Origin of the sequence: Alcanivorax sp. (assembly GCF_002733835.1) — a bacterium.
Lineage (GTDB): Bacteria > Pseudomonadota > Gammaproteobacteria > Pseudomonadales > Alcanivoracaceae > Alcanivorax.
The window spans coordinates 1-17,902 of record NZ_NVWY01000042.1; the positions used below are offsets into that span (position 1 = coordinate 1).

Here is a 17,902-nt window from a genome sequence, read left to right on the forward strand (position 1 = left end):
CCTGAACCTCCCTGATCACAATGTTTTCCTCGCAGAATCATTGTAACCAGTTCGGTTCAGGCTTTTTCATTTGTCCCTCAACTGTGGGACAGCAGTGCCCGTGGGCCGCTTTTTCGTTTGCACCTGGCTCAGGAGAACGGGTGGCGCTTGATGATGGTTTCCACCCGGTCCGGGCCAGTAGAAATGATATCAATGGGCGCACCGGTCACTTCTTCAATCCGCTTGAGGTAAGCCTTGGCGTTGGCCGGCAGATCATCTTCCGATTTGGCACCCAACGTAGACTCCGACCAGCCCGGCAGGCTTTCGTATACCGGCTTCACTTCTTCGTAGCTGTCCGCATCCCAGGCACACTCCAGCGAGTTGCCCGCCGCATCCTGATAGCCCACGCAGATGTTGATTTCTTCCAGGCCATCCAGCACGTCCAGCTTGGTCAGGCACAGGCCGGTGATGGAGTTGATCTGGATGGAACGCTTCAGTGCCACCGCATCGAACCAGCCACAACGACGGGCACGGCCGGTGGTGGAACCGAACTCGTGACCTTTCTCGGCCAGGTAACGGCCATTTTCGTCAAACAGCTCCGTGGGGAACGGACCGCTGCCCACCCGGGTGGTGTAGGCCTTGGTGATACCCAACACGTAGTCCAGGTATAGCGGGCCGAACCCGGTACCAGTGGCAGTGCCACCGGCGGTGGTGTTGGAGCTGGTCACGTACGGGTAGGTACCGTGGTCGATATCCAACAGGGTGCCCTGGGCGCCTTCAAACATGATGTTCTCGCCGCGCTCGCGGGCACCGTGCAGCACGGCAGTCACATCGGTGACCATGCTGCGCACGTCTTCGCCAAGTTGCAGGGTTTCATCCAGGGTTTTCTGGAAATCCACTGGCTCGGCATTGTAATAGCTGCGCAGAACGAAGTTGTGGTAATCCATCACTTCGCCCAGCTTGGCGGCAAACAGCTCGCGCTGGTACACATCACCCAGGCGCAGCCCCCGGCGAGCCACCTTGTCTTCATAGGCAGGGCCAATGCCACGGCCGGTGGTGCCGATTTTTTTGTTGCCGCGGGCCGCTTCACGGGCCTGATCCAGCGCCACGTGTACCGGCAGGATCAGCGGGCAGGCCGCCGACAGACGCAGACGCTCGCGTACCGGCACACCCTGATCTTCCAGGCCACCGATTTCCTTGAGCAGCGCCTCCAGGGAAAGCACCACGCCGTTACCAATCAGGCACTGCACATCTTCGCGCAGAATGCCTGATGGAATCAGGTGCAGGACCGTTTTCTTGCCATCGATCACCAGGGTGTGGCCGGCGTTATGGCCGCCCTGAAAGCGGGCTACCAGTGAAGCCTGATCGGTCAACAGATCGACGATCTTGCCTTTGCCTTCATCACCCCACTGGGTGCCGAGAATGACTACGTTCTTACCCATGATTGCTTGCTGCCATCTGTTCAGGAAAAAGGAAATTCGGTTTAAAGGTCGGTCACAACCCAGCCATCGGCCTGGGCGACCAGGCGACGCTGGCATCCCAGCTCGGCCGGGTCATTATCGGCGCCGGGCAAGGCCAGCACCACGCGCTCACCCTGCTCACGCAGGGCGGCAACGGTGGTCGCAAAGGTGGCGTCCTGCAGCGAACCTTCCGCCAAAATACCGGTGAGCGCGGCAGCTTCCGCCCGCTCCGCCAGCATCTTCAAATCTGCACTGAAACCGGTGGCCGGCCGCGCCCGACCAAAGACTTCACCAATGTGATCGTAACGGCCGCCCTTGGCCACCGGCTCACTCTCACCGGGCAGGTACGCGGCAAACACGCAACCGGTGTGATAGTGGTAGCCGCGCAGCTCACCCAGATCCAGGTGCAATTGCACACCGCGGGCACCCAGCACATCGACCAGCACCGCCAGCTCATCCAGTGCCGCCATAGCACCCGGGAAAGGCGACAGCAGCGCCCGCGCTTCGGCCAGCACGTCCACGCCCCCCGCCAACCAGGGCAAGGCTGCCAGGGCTTTGCCGGCAGCGGCAGGCATATCATGGCTGGCAATGAAGGTGTCCAGCTCTACTCGTGCCTTGCGGACATAAATGTCTTCCAGCTGGCTCTGCTCACTGTCGCTCAGATCACAGCTGTCGAGCAGGCCACGGAACAACCCCACGTGCCCCAGATCCAGCACCACGTGCTGGTCCACACCTGACAGCGTCAGCGTTTCCAGCAGCAGCGAGATCACTTCCAGGTCACTGTCGGCACCGGAATGGCCGAACAGCTCCACGCCCAGCTGATAAGGCAGGCGTGTGCCACCGGCCACCATCGGGCGGGTACGCAGGGCGCTGGAGCAGTAACATAGGCGGGAAGGGGCATTGCGGCGCAGACTGTGGGCATCCATACGCGCCACCTGCGGAGTAATATCCGCACGGACACCCATCAGGCGCCCGGTGAGCTGGTCGGTAATCTTGAAGGTTTCCCGCTCCAGATCTCGGCCACCGCCGTTCAGCAGGGATTCCATAAACTCGATCAACGGCGGGAATACGAGTTCATAACCCCAGCGCTGATACAGATCCAGCGTCTGGCGACGCAGCTGCTCGATGGCCCGGGCGCGACCCGGGAGGACTTCTTCTACCCCGTCGGGCAGTAGCCACTGTTCTTCCTGATTCATCATTTACGACCGCATCAGTAATAACAGGCCCGCACCCAATACCATGAGCACCAGCCCCATAATTCGCAGCAGGCGACTATCCAGACGCGCCACCTGAAGTGCTGCCTGGCGCGCACGCACAGGCGCCAGAAACAGCGGAAGGCCTTCTATGATCAACACCAGACAAAGCGCCTTGATCAATAAACTGAAATCCATTGTTCCTGCCAGACAGCCACAAAAAAACCGGGAGCCTGCGCGCCCGGTTGCGGCATTCTACCACGGTCTCCCCGTGGCAGATAGGTTACCGACGGATGGATCAGCGTAGCCAAATCCGCTACGGATTCACCCTCACATCGTAACGGACAACCCCTTGATTCCCCTTATCTCGGCCTTTCACTGACAGCGCCTGCCCCAAACCCAGCGGGATTACCGACGCACCGTGCTGTTGAGCACCGTTACACGCCACCCGAGCGACAAGGCCACCCTCTCGCCCTGGCTACCGTATAGGGCTCCGTCCAGCATGCGTCCCCAGAAGAGAAAACCTCAAAAACCTGGCGGAGGAAGGGCGGTCACTCATCAACTTTGACGTCGTAACTGACCACACCTTCCGCCCCGGGCTGCAATTCACCGGTAAACGTCCACTCCAAAGCCCCTTGGTAACCACCTGCATTGGCTCCATCCGGCGTAGTAATTGCGCACCCTGTCAGGTCCGTAGGTAACGGTAATACCGGGCAGGACACAGCACCATTGAGCGAAGTGAAGGCTGGAGTGCTATCGCTGATGACGACGTCAGTCAAGGCACTGCTGCCCTGATTACGGAAAATGAGGCGGTAACGCAGCACATCACCCGGTGACGCTTGGTTACTCGTGCCCTCGCTACTTGCTGTAGTCAGGTTTTGTACCCGTTTTTCCAGTTCCAGCTCGCCCGCAGCAATACGGGTGGTATCCACGACTTGGGCGGAAGCCTGGAACGCCGTACCCGTATAGGCCTGTGTCGCCAAAAGCGGACGCTGATGCAGCGCCCCCACCGGCGCATCTCCCGGCGCGAAGACCTTGACCAGCAGGCAAAGCTGTTCGCCCGCTGTCACGGAGACAGCGGTTAGCGGCAGTGTCGCATCCGCGCCATCCAGTTCAGCATTACAGTTGTCATCACGGTACAGGGTGTCGCTCCAGGCTGGAACCACCGGGCTGGTGGCTGCCGCGCCCAATGCGAAATCCACCTCACCGGCACTACGCGCAGTGAAACGATGGCTATAGAAACGACTCCCTCCTGCGGCAATCACGCCCTGTTGATCCGGCTCCAGAATCGGCAGGCCTGCATCACCGAACAGGATGCCTTCCCAGTCGGTTCCGCTGGGCGGAATACTCAAGGTCATCACATCATCGTTGGCAGCGCCGAGGTTAATGCCTACACCCGCAGAGCCACTGTTTTCAGAGACTGATAATAAACCGCTTGGTGTGCCCACATGTAAGCATGCAGGCTTGCCCACATCGGCCAGTGCCGCCACCAGTAGCCAGGCACCATCACCCTCAGTCATGGTTGACGCCAACACCGGGTCAGACTCGCTGCATTCATCATTGTTATCCACATCGTGGTATAGCGTCACCGGCACATCCGCCAGACCCGGTTCATCACTGCCCTTGATACCATCATGCGCGATGGCACCTATTCCATTATCTTCAAATACCCAACCGGACAGCAGGCCAGCGGTTGCCGCAGCCGCCACATTGACTTTGTAGTCTTCGACTTCACCACCGATGACCAGCATGCCCGCAGCTGGCACATCCGACGTGTTGGAAAAACGGAAACGGGCATAGGTGTCGCCCACAAAAGCCCCCAGGGGAACAAAGATACCAAGCCGGATTTCTCCCACCGCGGGGTTGCTGTCTTGAGGGCCATTATCCTGCACATTCAGCGCAACCTGTTCCCCGCTATCGTCCAGCACATTGTTGCGGTTCCAGTCGATCCAGCCCTGTAAGTAGCCTTGCCCCGGGGTGTTTTCCGTCACAATGATATCCAGTGTTGCAAGACTCCCCGGCACCAGTGCAGAGAAACTGACTCCATCCTCTTCCGCCCCATCGGCATCCGCTTCCACAGAGTTCTGATCCATTTCTTCTGGACCTGGAGGAATCAACCCCAGATAGGGCCTGGGGGCCTCCAGAGTGGCCAGAGAAATGGTTGTGATGTCTGTATCGGCCGTCGGCTTACCGCCCCCTTGGGCAACTTGAGACGCAAAATGACCGCCACTTTCCGGGTAGCCAGCAACAATATCGCCGTGGTCTTTCTGGACAAAGACGCCAAACGCCATGGCCTGGCCGCCATTGGTATCAATAACGTGCTGGGTTGTCGTGACCCCTTGAGTCATGGCCAGAAAGCTGCCAACACCATCCCCAGGCACAGAGCTGATGACCATGCGAGAAGCACCGTTTTCGAATCGCACCTGCAAATCATCGGTGCCAGGCGCCACTGCAAACAATTCCCACGGGTCACCATTCGTCTGCGCATACATCGATTCGTTATCGTCGGTATCTTCCGCATCAGCAATAATGATTTCCGCCGGAATGGGATTGCCGTCCAGATAGACCTGCCAGTCAATGCGGAACTCCGGGTTGTTACCGTCCGCATTGCCCAACCCAATAGGATTCACCCCGCTGTAGAGGTCATCGAGCAAGTCTCCGCCCCAATTACCCGTGTTGTACGGTTCGATAGGAGCGGTAATATCGGAAATCGTTGCGCGGATTTCAACGGGGCCAAATACCCAACTTTTCATGACGATCTCAGAGGGATCGAACGTGGCCTTGCCCAAACAGTTCCAGTCCAGCCAGTAAACCGCATCGCGGTAGGGGCCATTTCCACCACTGGCGATCCCGCCACCGGTGCTCTCCGAGCCCGTTTCACACATCACCACAGAACGTGCTGTCAGCCGATAATCTTCCACCTCTCCATCCACGGCCCCTTCGGTGGCATCCAGCCCCGGTTGGGACGACCAGCGGAAGCGTGCATAGGTATCTCCTGAGGCGACCGCGCCGGAATAATCGGCCACCACCGAGATAATCCCATCGTTATCATCATCCTGAAGATCAGTGGCAATTCGTTCTTGCGGGTCATCGAAAGTGCCATTGCCATTCCAGTCAACCCAGGCTTGCAAATAACCGCCGTCACCCTGCACCTCGACTTCAATAGGCAGAGAGCTGGGCAGAGCGGGCGGCAATGTCACCCCATCATCGAAATTATCGGCGGCGGCATTCACGTCGTTATAACCGGCGGTCTCTGCGTCTACATTGGTTCCCAACACCAAACTGCTACCGAGAATATGGGAAGGCTCACCAAAACTGCTCGGGGCATCACCATAGTCAGACTGCACCTGGGGCGGAGCATCGGTGATACAGACTTTTTGTTCGTTGTAAGAACCGCCGGTTGCCGCAGTAAAACCGAAATAAACATTCGGATCGCCGCCAAAAGCATCATTAACAAAATCCACAGCGGTGGTGGTAACAGGATTGCCATCAAAGGAATAAGCCAAGGTATTGGTCGATGCGGTCCAGGTTAGCTGGACACTATGCCAATTCCCGTCTTCAATATTTCCCAAATCGTAAGTCGGGCTATATTGATGCCCATCCGCACTATTTTCACCATAGCCCGCCGGGTTGTAGATCATGGTGTGATCATTGCCGATATCGTTGAAATTGCTACCGTTATTCCAGGTGTCAAACTCGACGGCCACCGCCGGAGACAATCCACCGACACCCAACGCCCCCCCAAACTCACCCACTGCGGCATTGCCCGCCGGGTCATCCTGGAAGGCAAAAACGATACCATCCGCGCCATCGCCATTACGGGTTCCCAGGTATACGTTGAACTCCAGAGTGAAATCGGACAGCAAGCTGATCTGGCTTTCTGACCAGGCATAACCTCGGCGACTGCCAGCTTCTGGGGTCAAGGTGATTTCCCCGTTACTGCCATTACGGGAGGCATGCCCACCCAGCTGCATACTCATGGACTGGGGGTGACACATGTTCGGCAATCTTTCGTCGCCAAAATTCATGTCCGCCCATTCGCCCCCCCCTTCCGGGACGGTGAATTCCATACGATCATCGCTGGCAGACCCTAGCGTGACCTGCCCCGACGGCGCACTACCCAAGGATTCGCTGGTGGATTCATAGCCCCAGGAGGGCGCGTCGGTTTCCAGACAGACGGAATCGCCGACATATTCGCCCGACAATTGTATCTGCCAGGCACCATTCGCATCGGTCTGCGTCTGCGCCAGCACGGTGCCTGCGTCACATTGCCCACCACCATCCTTGCCAAGGATACGCACGCCGACGGCATCAAAGCCTGCTTCGCTGCCCTCTTTCAAACCATTGCCGGCGGTCGCTCCAACACCAGAGCCATCGTCTTCAAAAATATGGCCAGAGAACACCGGGGCATCCAGCACCGTAAAGCGTGACAAGGCATTTCCCGCCGCTCCGCACGCGGAGCTGGAAACCAGGTTATAGTCCCCGGGGCTTTCGGCGAGATCGATTTCAAACCATTTATCCGCGTCAATCTGACCATTTTCCGCACGGACCGTAATAGGAATTTCAACGAGATACTCTTCGTATTCTCCCGCCGGAACCGGGATAGAGAAACTGGAATTGGTGCCACCATCGATCCAGTAATCCGTCCCTAGCACCGCAGTCGACGCCGGGTTCACTTCAAAATTCAACGTCAGCCCACCCGCTGGTACGGTGCCGATAACCACCACGTTCATGTTGGTCGCGGTGCCTGCACCTTCCGTGCTCTGGTATTGCTGCGATTGAAACTCGATAACCGGTTTCAACACCAGTTGAATATCATCAAGAAAGTTACCATTGGTGGATGAACCACCTGCACTTTCAAACCCCACTACGGTATCGCCCGTGGGAGCGCTATAGGTGAAGGTACCGCTATAATCGGCCCAGCGAGTACGCCCACCTGTTGTCATCTGTTGCGATTGCACCGGGTTACAGGTTCCTGAATAGCAATTCTGAACATTGCCACTACCGGTACGGCTGGTCCGCGCGCGAATAACGTCTTGACTGCCAACACTGAACACCATGGAATCCGGGCTTGAGTTGCGGCCGTTGTGACTGAAACGCCACGCCACCTGCTCCCCCTGGATCAAACAGATATCCTGAGTCAGTTTGGATAACGCCTCGGCATTCAGTTCAGCAAACTGCTGCCCGTTTCTTGCCGCGATATTTCCCTGACCAGAACTCAGTTCACGCGGTCCGCGCCACATCTCAATAAGACGCGCATTGCCGGAATAAGCAGGCCCACTGTATCCCGGAGGGCAACTCACGTTCTGGTTATCGAGAGGGTGATCGGTAATCCAGCCTGGAATCAGGTCGTGGCCGATAGAGGCACGACAAGGAGAGCCGGTTGAAATTTGTGGTGCCTCAAAGCTCAGGTTGACAAACCCGCGCTGCACCGCCGCCACCGCCGACGCACTGGTCAGCGTACACACCACGGGTAGTGCAAGCGCAATAATTCGGTGAATCCATCGGGAGAGTCTGAATGGCATCATCATGGCTTACTCCACCCGCAGACCAAAAATCAGCACCGCATTCTCACCCGCCCCGAGCAAGCCAGCATCCCCGGTAACATCTCCCGTGGCCCCATCCGCAGGGGTGTTCACCGACGCGCAGCCCAGCGGAGACACGCAGGATTCCGAATCACTGTAATAGGTAGTATAGGGCTGGGTGCGGTCATGAATGAGCACGTTATGCATAGGCTGCGCCCCCGTGTTGGTGGCGGTCAGGCGGTACATGACACACTGGCCCGGCTCCACCACAAAACGGGTAAAGACAAAGCAGCCAGCCCCCGTACAACTATCCGGGCCATCCGCAATGCCATCACAATCTGCGTCCAGCGCCTGCTCCTTGGTCACCGCCACATTGGTATTACTCGTGGTGGTCGTGTCCGTGGCACTGGCAGTGACAGGCAAAGACGCCCCTTCTGCTGTGGCGGTCAGCGTTTTCACATTGGTGATGCCATACGCGGCTGTTGCAGGCGCAAACACTTTGGCAAATACCGTGCGGGTTTCATTGACGGCCAGATCAGCCAAAGGCACACCGGTCTGAATCAGGGTATCTGCCGGGTCCCAGACCCCATCATTGTTGCTGTCTTCATACAGCACCACGGACCAGCCGTCATCCAGGGAGGCATCCGGTTCCCCGCTCAGCAACACATTGGTCAGTGGGACATTGCCGGTATTGGCCAACTGGTGGGTATAGGTCACGGTGTTGCCGGGGGCAACCTGGCCGGTCTGATCCGGGGTCAACGACAAGGCTGGCCCTTGAGCCACCATCACCGCATCGTGCTTGATATCACTGGCGCCACTGGTAGGCGACAACGCCCGGAAGTACAGGCTTTCGGCCACGCCGCCCACCGCTCCTGCCGGAACACTCACCTGGGCACACACCAGCCGGTGCCCCCCTGCCGGGATCAACCCGGTCTGTACCATGGCTGCCCCCAGGCTGGAACAATCTGCGCCACCACCATCCTGGAAAAACTCCACCTGCCACCCGGCCGGCAGCTGATTGGCCACAAAGGGTAAACTATCACTGACCGCCAGTGCGTAGTTGTCCTGGCTGACGCCAGTGTTGTTGATCACCAGCGTCAGCACGCCACTGTTGCCCGGTGCAATGGAGAGGGTTTGTACAGGCGCCCCTTCCGGGCCGGCGCCTTCACCCGGCGCGCTGCCATTGACAGGGGTGTCGTTGGTCACATCCACACTATTACTGGTGATACCCAGCAGCACATCGGTGGCCGCATTGCTGACCTGTGCATCCAGTGTCGAGCGGGCAATCTTGGTCACCTCGAAGGGGCCGCCGGTAGCATCCGGGGGGAGTGTGGTTTGCAAGACCACCCGCAGACCACAGCGCTGCTGAGTGCTGTCATGCACAAAGCTGGCCGGGCAACTGCCCGCCACCGGCACCGGGATCGGGCCGGTGTCCACCACGCCATTGCCGGTAGTGTCCACCAACGGGGTGGCACCGTCGCCTTTGAGCAACAGAAAGCCAGTGCCCGCAGGGAAGGGATTGCCAAGTGGGCTACCCAAACGGTCGTTGGTGGCGTCGATCAGGATATCAAAGCTGTCTTCACCGTCGCCCAGATTCCAGATCACGTTGACGAACTGCACGACACCACCTTGGCCAATGGCGGGCATTTCTACCCGGTTGCCAGCATTATTACTATCGTCTTCGCCGGCCTGGCTATCGCCAGTATCATTATTTGCCACCACCGCAGGCGCGAGGGCGTGGGCAATGATGCGGTAATTCACCGTATTGCTGTCAAAGGGGCCGAAGCTGGCATCGCCAGCCTGGTTGTCGTAAGCCACACTGGCCAGGTTACGCACCCGGTCACCCGCTGCCAGGCCCGGCTCGATATTGACCTCAAACGTCAAGGTGCCCTGGGCACCCGGTAACAGCTGATCCAGTTCAGCCCGTACCCGGTCATGGCAATCGGTGTTGCTGGCAGCAAGGTCATAGGCACAGAAGTCGATCAGATCCGGGGCGCTGCCCTGGCCACCATCGTCGTCATCGGTGAGTACGGTATTCCCCGTCACGCTCCAGCGAGCAGAGCCAGGCACATAGCTCATCCCCGCACTCACTCCATCCACCGACACGGTGGGCAGGATATCTTCAATCACCACGGAGGTGGCAATCTGGTTAGATGGGTTGCGGTAAGTCAGTGTCACCGTGAGCGGGCCGGACGGTGAGTGGCCTTCGCTGAGGCTCAGGGATTTCACCAGCTCCAATACCGGGCCATCAATCAGATTAATGGTGTCGGTGTTACTGGCACTCAGCAGCGCATTGCTGTTGCTGGTGGCCTGCACATCCAGAGTGAGCATCTGCCCCACCAACGCGGTCGCGCTGACCTGTGCTTCCACCACCAGCGCAAAGGTTTCCCCGGCGAGCAGATCCGGAGTGTGAGAATCCCAGCAACCATCCGGGTCGCCATCAGTAAACAGGCTGGCGGCTCCTGCATCGGGCTGACCATCTCCATTGGCATCCGGGTATACCGTCCAGCTATCGATATTGGCATGCTCGTTATCGATACAGAGCGCGTAATCATCACGGCCATTACCGGTGTTGGTCAGGGTGTGCGGGAAGTACGCCACGCCACCCGGCTGCCCGGGCCGAGTCTGATTGCTGACCAGCTCGATGCCCGGCACGGCCTGTATCAGGGTTTCTACCAGATTGGAGGTGACACGCTGCATCTCTGCTAACTGCGCACAGTTATCATCCAGGCAGGCGCGATAACTGGCCGACGCCTGGTTTTTGATCACCGTGCCTGCCGCTGGTGCAGCAGCCTGTAAAGCACTGGCAGGCAGTAACAGTATTATGATCGCCAAAATCAGCAGCGATGCGCGCACATCCCCCATGCCGTTACCTCACCGGCTCGGGCGGCACAAAACTATCACCACCACTGTTGTCGAAATCCACCCGCATCACCAGCGGGCGCCCCTGCGCGTCCAGCGGCATCAACTCAACGCGACGGTTGACGATTCGATCCTGCTCACTTTTGCCCGGCAAGATCGGGAGTTCCTTGCCCAGCGCCGCCATCTTGATTCTGGCCGCATCCAACCCGTTGACTTGTAAATACTCGCTGACCTGCTGCATGCGACGCTCTGCCAACCGACGGTTGTAAGCGCTGCTTCCCAGCTGATCCGTAAACGCCTGAACACTAACCTGCAACACCGGGTACTGTTTAAGAATCGCCAGATTACGATCCAACCGGGAGCGCTCTTCATCGGTCAGGCCACCGTCATCGAAGCCGAAATACACCGCAGGTTCCCATAGCTCGCCTTCTGCCGCAGACGCCATCGCCGACACCATAACAAGCCCTGTATCTGTTACTCGGGCCTGTACCGGACACGCCTCATCGTATTCTGCGTACAGGGCCTCGGTACTGACACAACCGGACAATACGATTGCCAGCATCAGCCACACGGCCGTCATATAGCGACTCATCGTGCCTCTCCCATATAGCTTCGCTGACCCGCCGCCTTGCTGCCCAGCCAGCCCAGATCATCTTCATCAAACTTGTATTCCAGGCCCACATACAGGCCTTCCACGTTGTAGCCTTCCGGGTCCAGATCGTCGTCACGGAAACCGGTAAAGTTATAGCCCACACCCATGCGCAGGTTGCGGCGAATCAAGGCATTGACGCCTACACCAAAACTGTAGCGGCGCTCTTCGACGCCCTCGGTGGTCAATGCCCCGGCATGCACATCCAGATCAAAGCGACGTGTCATATCCCAGATGATTCGTCCATCGGCCACATAAGCGTCCGTATCCACATCCAGCTCATACAACTCTGTGGTCTGCCATTTGCCTCCCAGCCGACCGGAGAAAATCCAGTCGTCGTGGGGCTGATAGTTATGATGCGTGGAAACAATATGCACCCGACGGTCTGCACCGCTATCGCCTCCCCACTGGGTTTTCCATTTGTACATGAACAGCATGTGGTGACGGTTATCCAAACGTGGACGGCGCGCTGCACCCAGAGTCACGATGTTGTCACCTTGCTTGGCTTGTGCATCAAAGTATTGCAGACGCAAATCATCACGAACCACCGCCGACCAATCCACATTCATTCGCCAGATGTTGGCCGCACTGAGACCATAGTAAGTACGCTCATCGCCGAAGCGGGTTTCCGCCCGGCCTAGCGTGCGGCGGTTGGGGTTACGGCGATCTTCCGCCGCCAGTGACAACGCCGTGGAGTCCTGACTGGTGTTGCCATCAAGCGTTTCGATCCATTCTGCCGACGGCGAAATCGTCAGCCCCGGTTCGATTTCAATATCAGAACGTACGCCATTGGCTGCAGCCACATCACGGCCGTCCTGGGCACCGCGTAAGCGGTATTCAGAAAACACATCCGTATTACGGGTCAGGGCAGAGCGAACCCCAAAGGTGAACTGCCGGGTTTCGGTGCTATTGTCCAGCAAGTTGATGCCGCTGAGGCTATTAATCATTTCGTAGCGGCTGTACAGGCTGGTTTTTTCGGTGATGCCCAGGTCCGCATCAGCGGCAATACGACGGCGCTCCGTATCCGCAAAAGCCTGCTCGTATTCCGCCCCCAGGGTCAGCGGCTTGCCGAATAGACTGGCGGCCTGGTTCGCCCCGACGATCCAGGTGCCGAACTCTTCGTCGTTACCATTTTCATCGGTCTGCTCAATGCCTCTGACCCCAGCCTCAAGCTGGGTACTGCCAAGCTGCTTGCGACCACGCACGGCCACACTACCCTGGGCTTCTTCCGTATCCAGGGATTCCGAGTGGATCGCCTCAAGGTCCGCAGACACCGTATCCGTCAATTTCTGCTCGTGGTTCAGACGCATTTCCTGACGCTCTTCGACAATCCCGGCTGCCGGATTGCGGAAGCCTGCTTCTGCACGGGCCCACCGCAAATCTGTCTGCGAACCGTTCTGCCATATCCACTGGCTGCCAAAACTGAACGCTCGCCCTTCACTATCGTCGTCATTGTTTTCCATGGTTGCGGAGGACACGTACAAACGATTTCGCTCGCTGAGCGCATATTCCGCCGCCACGCTGCGTAGATCGAAACCTTCTACATCGTGTTCATCACGGGTGCGGCTGGCACTAACCGACAGGCGCTCATTAAGCTGATAGCGGGCGCGGGCCCCCATCACCGTGTACTCTTCAGCGTCGCTGGCTTCCACGTTATAGCTTGCGCGGATGTACACCGGATTCAGATTTTCATCCACGGTGGGAATCACATCGTGGAAACGGATATCGCCCGTGAAATAGTTCACCGAGTAATCCACATAACGGGTCAGCGGTTGCACGGAAATCACCAGCCCCGGATTGTCCCGGTCACGAATAATCAGCTCCAACGTTTCGCTATCCCGTTCCGGGCGGCTGCTCAACGTAAACAGCAGGGCCGTACCATTACCCCGAATTTCCTCACTAACCTGTTCGTATTCCGGGCGCGCACCAAACACCTGAAAGCGGGCACGATCACTTTCATAAATCCCATTCAACCCGGTCAGCGTCCGCTGTATGCGCCCCAGATCCTGGACTTCATAATTTGGGTCAGTGAGGTAATCCCCCCACATGATACTGCTGCGGTCTTTTTCCAGCTTGGCGTAGAGCTTGCTGCGGCTACGGGCATCGTAGCCACGCACGGACGCATCCCCGGCTATGGGGTAAGAATCAGATGGGTTCAGATCGCGGCGAATCTCTTCATCATCGTCCAGGTCATTATCCGTGTCATAGGCCAGGGTCAAATGAGCATTACCTCGCACCGCCCCCTTCACAAATACCGCACCATTGGCATCCAACCCTTCTTCCGGCAAAGAATCCCCCAGCTCAGTGGGAGCATTACCGTTATCCCGCAAGTTGCCACCAAACCCTTGCTTCAGCTGCACATAACCCGTTGCCACTAGAGGCCGAAGCGGGGCAATTTGCTCAACCGTGGCCTTAGCCGCGAATTCATCCACCGTCGCGCGCAGCCGCACCGGACCGGTGTATTCGGTACTACGCAGGTGGGCGACACCCTCGCCATCGCGCACACGGATCTGGTAACCAGCGGTATCCGGTTGCAGGTCCTCTTCCAGCCACGCACCCTTGTCGTTTTCCAGCGTCACGAAGTAAGTACCGCGTGCTGGATTGCCACGGCCATCCAGCATCTTTACTCGTATCGCCAGAGTAGAACGGCCACCGTCTGCTGGTAGGGTTTGTGCTGCCGGTTCCAGCATAAGGCTACGGGCGGCCGCAGGACGCAAGAGGGTAGTAGACGCCAGCACTCGCTCGTTGCCAAACATGTCCTGCGTTTTCACTTCCACCTTGTTGTCGCCTTCTTGTAAAGGCACCCCATACCAGCTCAACACCTGGGTCTTTTCTCGACGATTGAGAATTTGTTCACCCAGCTGACTGCGCGATACCTTCTCATCGTTGACATACAAATCGGGCTCTACCCCACCGCGCACCGCAACCTGCAAACGGCCATCACGGCTGACACCTTCCAGCGGCCACAGCCAGGTTCCGGACTGCCCCTGCTCATGGGTAACATTTTCCGCCGCTATCTTGGTTTCAACCATCTTCCGCTCTGGCTCCGCACCAACCACCGACAGGCTCTGTTCGCCCTGCTGGCTGCGGCCCACCTGCTCCCAGACTTCTGTCAGGTTGGCATCACCGGTTTGAGTGTAAACACCACTACCCAGGTCACCACTACCATCCGCCTGGCGCAAACGGTTGTTACTGTTGTTTTCACGCAACGGGTCAAAACGCGCCGCCTCATCCAGCATCCAGTCACCGCTGAGGGAGGCGTTACGGGCCTGTAAATTCTTCACCAGAGCATCACGCTGTTCAGCGGTTGGGCACATGGCCGCAAAATCTGCACGGTGATATTCCCCCGGCGTCAGATCAAGAAAGCGGCTTTGCGGGTCGGCAGCGTGGCGGTTATCAATCGGCTTGAGTTTCAACCCTTCCGGCAAGGTCAGAGGATCAACCTTGATGGTGTGCAATCCAGGACGCAGGCCATACAAGGTGTATTGGCCATTCTCATCAGTAATCACCCAGGACCCATCGGACAAATACAGTTTCACCCCGCCGACGGGGTACTCACCGTCGTTTTGCAGGTTGTTGCAATCGGCATCCACATACACTTTACCGAAGACCATGGCCTGGTCAGACAGTACGCCCTCATTGCGCACCTTTACCTGCACCTCGTCCTGGTTGGAATAATAGGTAAAGCCCGAGCCAGTATTTGCAGAAGCGACCGCCCGGTTAATACCATCACTATCTACCGCGCCCGCCGACAATCGAAGACCGTAATGCAGGGTTACCGTGCTACCCGGAGCAATCGGCAAAGGCTGCGGGCCGGCAGATGTCTGCTGGCGAACGGCAAAAGTGAGTTGGTTGCTACCATTATTGGCAGGTTCAGGCATTTCAATCCGGCGCTCGCCAATTTCCAACCAGGCACTGTTCTCGATATAGCGAAACCCGTAGGGCAGCCGGTCAACAATTTCTGCCGCAAACAGGTCTGCATCATGATTGCTGGTCAGATCAATCTGGTACGCCAACACATCGCCAACGGCGGCCTGATCCGTTTCCACCTGCTTATCCAGCAGCAAAATACCGGCAGTCGTCGTGCTGCTCGGGTCCAACGGAATATCCACAAAAACATCCGTCCCCCCCAGCAAGAAAGCACCATTATTATCGGCGCTGGCAGCGCGGGCCGCCGCACGCCCTAGCGGTGCAGTGGTCGGGTCATACCCCCCCAAACCATACGAGCTTTCGCTTATGTTGGGATAAAATGCCTTGGCCGCCGCAGGGGGGCGACTGGACGGGAAGGTATAACCTGCCGGAGGCACCACATCCAGGTAATAACAATGCCCAGGCGTTGCCAACGGAAATTGATAACGCCCGACCTGCAGAGTGTTATCTGCCGTAGCCGTATCAGTATGTTCATCATCCAGCACTACGCCGGTGAAAGGGTGCAGGGCACGCTCATAGGCACTCTCCGGCAACGCAGCACAACTGGCTGCACCGGTAACAGCAAACGGTTGGCGAGACTGATACATGGCCACAACCGCTCCCGGCACCGGGCGGCCATTGCTGACATCAAACACCGTTCCTGCCGGATCAACCGCTGCCAAGGCCGTGACCGTCTGCACATTAACCACGCTGCCATCAGCTGCGTAGGTCGGCACAGAAAACGTCGCCGTAATCCGATCCTGCGGGCCTGACTGCAATACACAACCCAAGCCCAATACGTCACTCAAAGTGGTGCTATCAGAATACTGTGCCAGCGATTGCGCATTCGCTCCTGCCGGACACAGGCCTCCTGCGCCAAGCCGGTCTTCATTAAGCGACAACGGGAATACACTGCGGAACACTCCGGTATTCACGCCAGTTTCCCTCACCGCCATACGCACCGTATCGCCGGTTAATCGTGACAATAGCGACACCTGCAGCAAACGTTCGCCGGACGGCGTGGTCTGCACAAAATCCTCATCCGCTAATACCTGATTCAACTGTGAGGCTGTCACCCGCAAGTAAGCCCCATCCAGCAAAATCCGCTGCGATTCTTCTGGAACAAGCGGATAAATCACCGCATCAACGAAATCTGCATCATCGCTATGATGGGGCGCGCGGTTTTGTTGGTACACATGATTAGCCGGGCGCTGAAACGTAATCTCCGGCGTCAACGTGGCGGCAACCTGGTTGCAAACCCGATTACTCTCCACATCATCGCCATTGATAAAACCGTTGCCGTCAAGATCCACACGCGCCTGATTAAACAGCACAGTGCCCTGTGTCAGGCCGCTATTTACCCGCACCTGGAAATTGAAATTGCCGGTCTGGTTATTACGAATTCCGCTAGCAGGAATCAGCAGACCAATTTTTTCTACTGCCCCCATTCCGTTCCAGCTATCGTAAGGTTGCCAGACATCTTGGGCATCGCCGCTGAAATGTAACACCGGAAGCGCCTGTAACGGCGCAACCGCCGATACCGAGCCGGCCACCAACGTGACGTTACCGGGCAATAGATCTTCGATAAGAACACCTTGCTCAGGCTGGCCTGCAACCTGGATAAGCCGCTCTTGCGGTGATGAATTTCCCGCATTGGTAATGGAAAGCTGATACTCAAGGGTCGCCCCTTCCGCCAGCGGAACATCACAACTTTGGCTGGAGGATTTACTCAGCACCAAGGACGCCCCGTCCGCCACCAGCACCGTGTCAGTCACCACATCGATTTGCGAACTATCGCGCTGGGAAGTGGCCTCCAGTGACAAGCGTATTTCCTGACCCTGCTGAAGGCTGGCCGGAACCGCGCCACTAACCACCAACGCCACCGTTTCCCCTGGCTGTATTTGAGTCAGCTCGGTAACTGCCGCTTCACCGGCATCGGCAAGGCCGTTGCCATTGATATCCAGATAGACAGATAGTCCCTGCAGATCTCCCGCATCACCGGCCAAGTTAGCCAGCACCAGTGAGTAACTGTCGATCACATTGCCGGTATTAATCAGCGCGTGCTCGATATTGACCGTTTGCCCCGGCGACACCAAGCGCGTCTTGTCGTCATCCAACGCAAAAGCAACACTTTCCCCCACCATCACCCGCGAGGTGTTCGATAGCACCCGTAAAACCTGGCCATTGAGCGGATCAAAGTAACGCAGCTCCGCCTGGTTGAGTAGGGCCGTGCCCGGCGCCGTGGCAGCATGCAGCGCCATGCTGGTTAACACCAGCACGGTAGCAACAACACTGCGAAAAGCGGCACAAAGCACGTTCAATATC

General features: G+C 57.7%; 7 protein-coding genes. All 7 read right to left on the bottom strand.

Features of this window, described 5'->3' with window-relative positions:
* Window positions 1-128 precede the first annotated feature (128 nt).
* A complete protein-coding gene (locus COA55_RS14730; protein WP_290502749.1) occupies window positions 129-1,421 on the bottom strand; it encodes an adenylosuccinate synthase in 1,293 nt (430 codons plus the stop codon).
* Between the two features lie 41 nt (window positions 1,422-1,462).
* Window positions 1,463-2,638 carry an ATP phosphoribosyltransferase regulatory subunit gene (locus COA55_RS14735; protein WP_290502750.1) on the bottom strand — a complete coding sequence of 392 codons (1,176 nt, stop codon included), beginning with the start codon at window positions 2,636-2,638 and terminating at the stop codon, window positions 1,463-1,465.
* Window positions 2,639-2,830 carry a DUF2065 domain-containing protein gene (locus COA55_RS14740; protein WP_063518840.1) on the bottom strand — a complete coding sequence of 64 codons (192 nt, stop codon included), beginning with the start codon at window positions 2,828-2,830 and terminating at the stop codon, window positions 2,639-2,641.
* 353 nt (window positions 2,831-3,183) lie between these two features.
* A complete protein-coding gene (locus tag COA55_RS14745) occupies window positions 3,184-8,163 on the bottom strand; it encodes a CshA/CshB family fibrillar adhesin-related protein (RefSeq protein WP_290502751.1) in 4,980 nt (1,659 codons plus the stop codon).
* A gap of 3 nt (window positions 8,164-8,166) precedes the next feature.
* Complete coding sequence (locus COA55_RS14750) at window positions 8,167-11,022, bottom strand: hypothetical protein (RefSeq protein WP_290502752.1); 2,856 nt, start codon at window positions 11,020-11,022, stop codon at window positions 8,167-8,169.
* Between the two features lie 4 nt (window positions 11,023-11,026).
* Window positions 11,027-11,611, bottom strand: a complete 585-nt coding sequence (locus COA55_RS14755) for an OmpA family protein (protein WP_290502753.1) — start codon at window positions 11,609-11,611, stop codon at window positions 11,027-11,029.
* The gene (locus COA55_RS14760) at window positions 11,608-17,892 is read right to left on the bottom strand and encodes a hypothetical protein (RefSeq protein ID WP_290502766.1); all 6,285 of its coding nucleotides are present in this window, start codon (window positions 17,890-17,892) and stop codon (window positions 11,608-11,610) included. The genes COA55_RS14755 and COA55_RS14760 overlap by 4 nt, the downstream gene beginning before the upstream one ends.
* Between the last annotated feature and the right edge of the window lie 10 nt (window positions 17,893-17,902).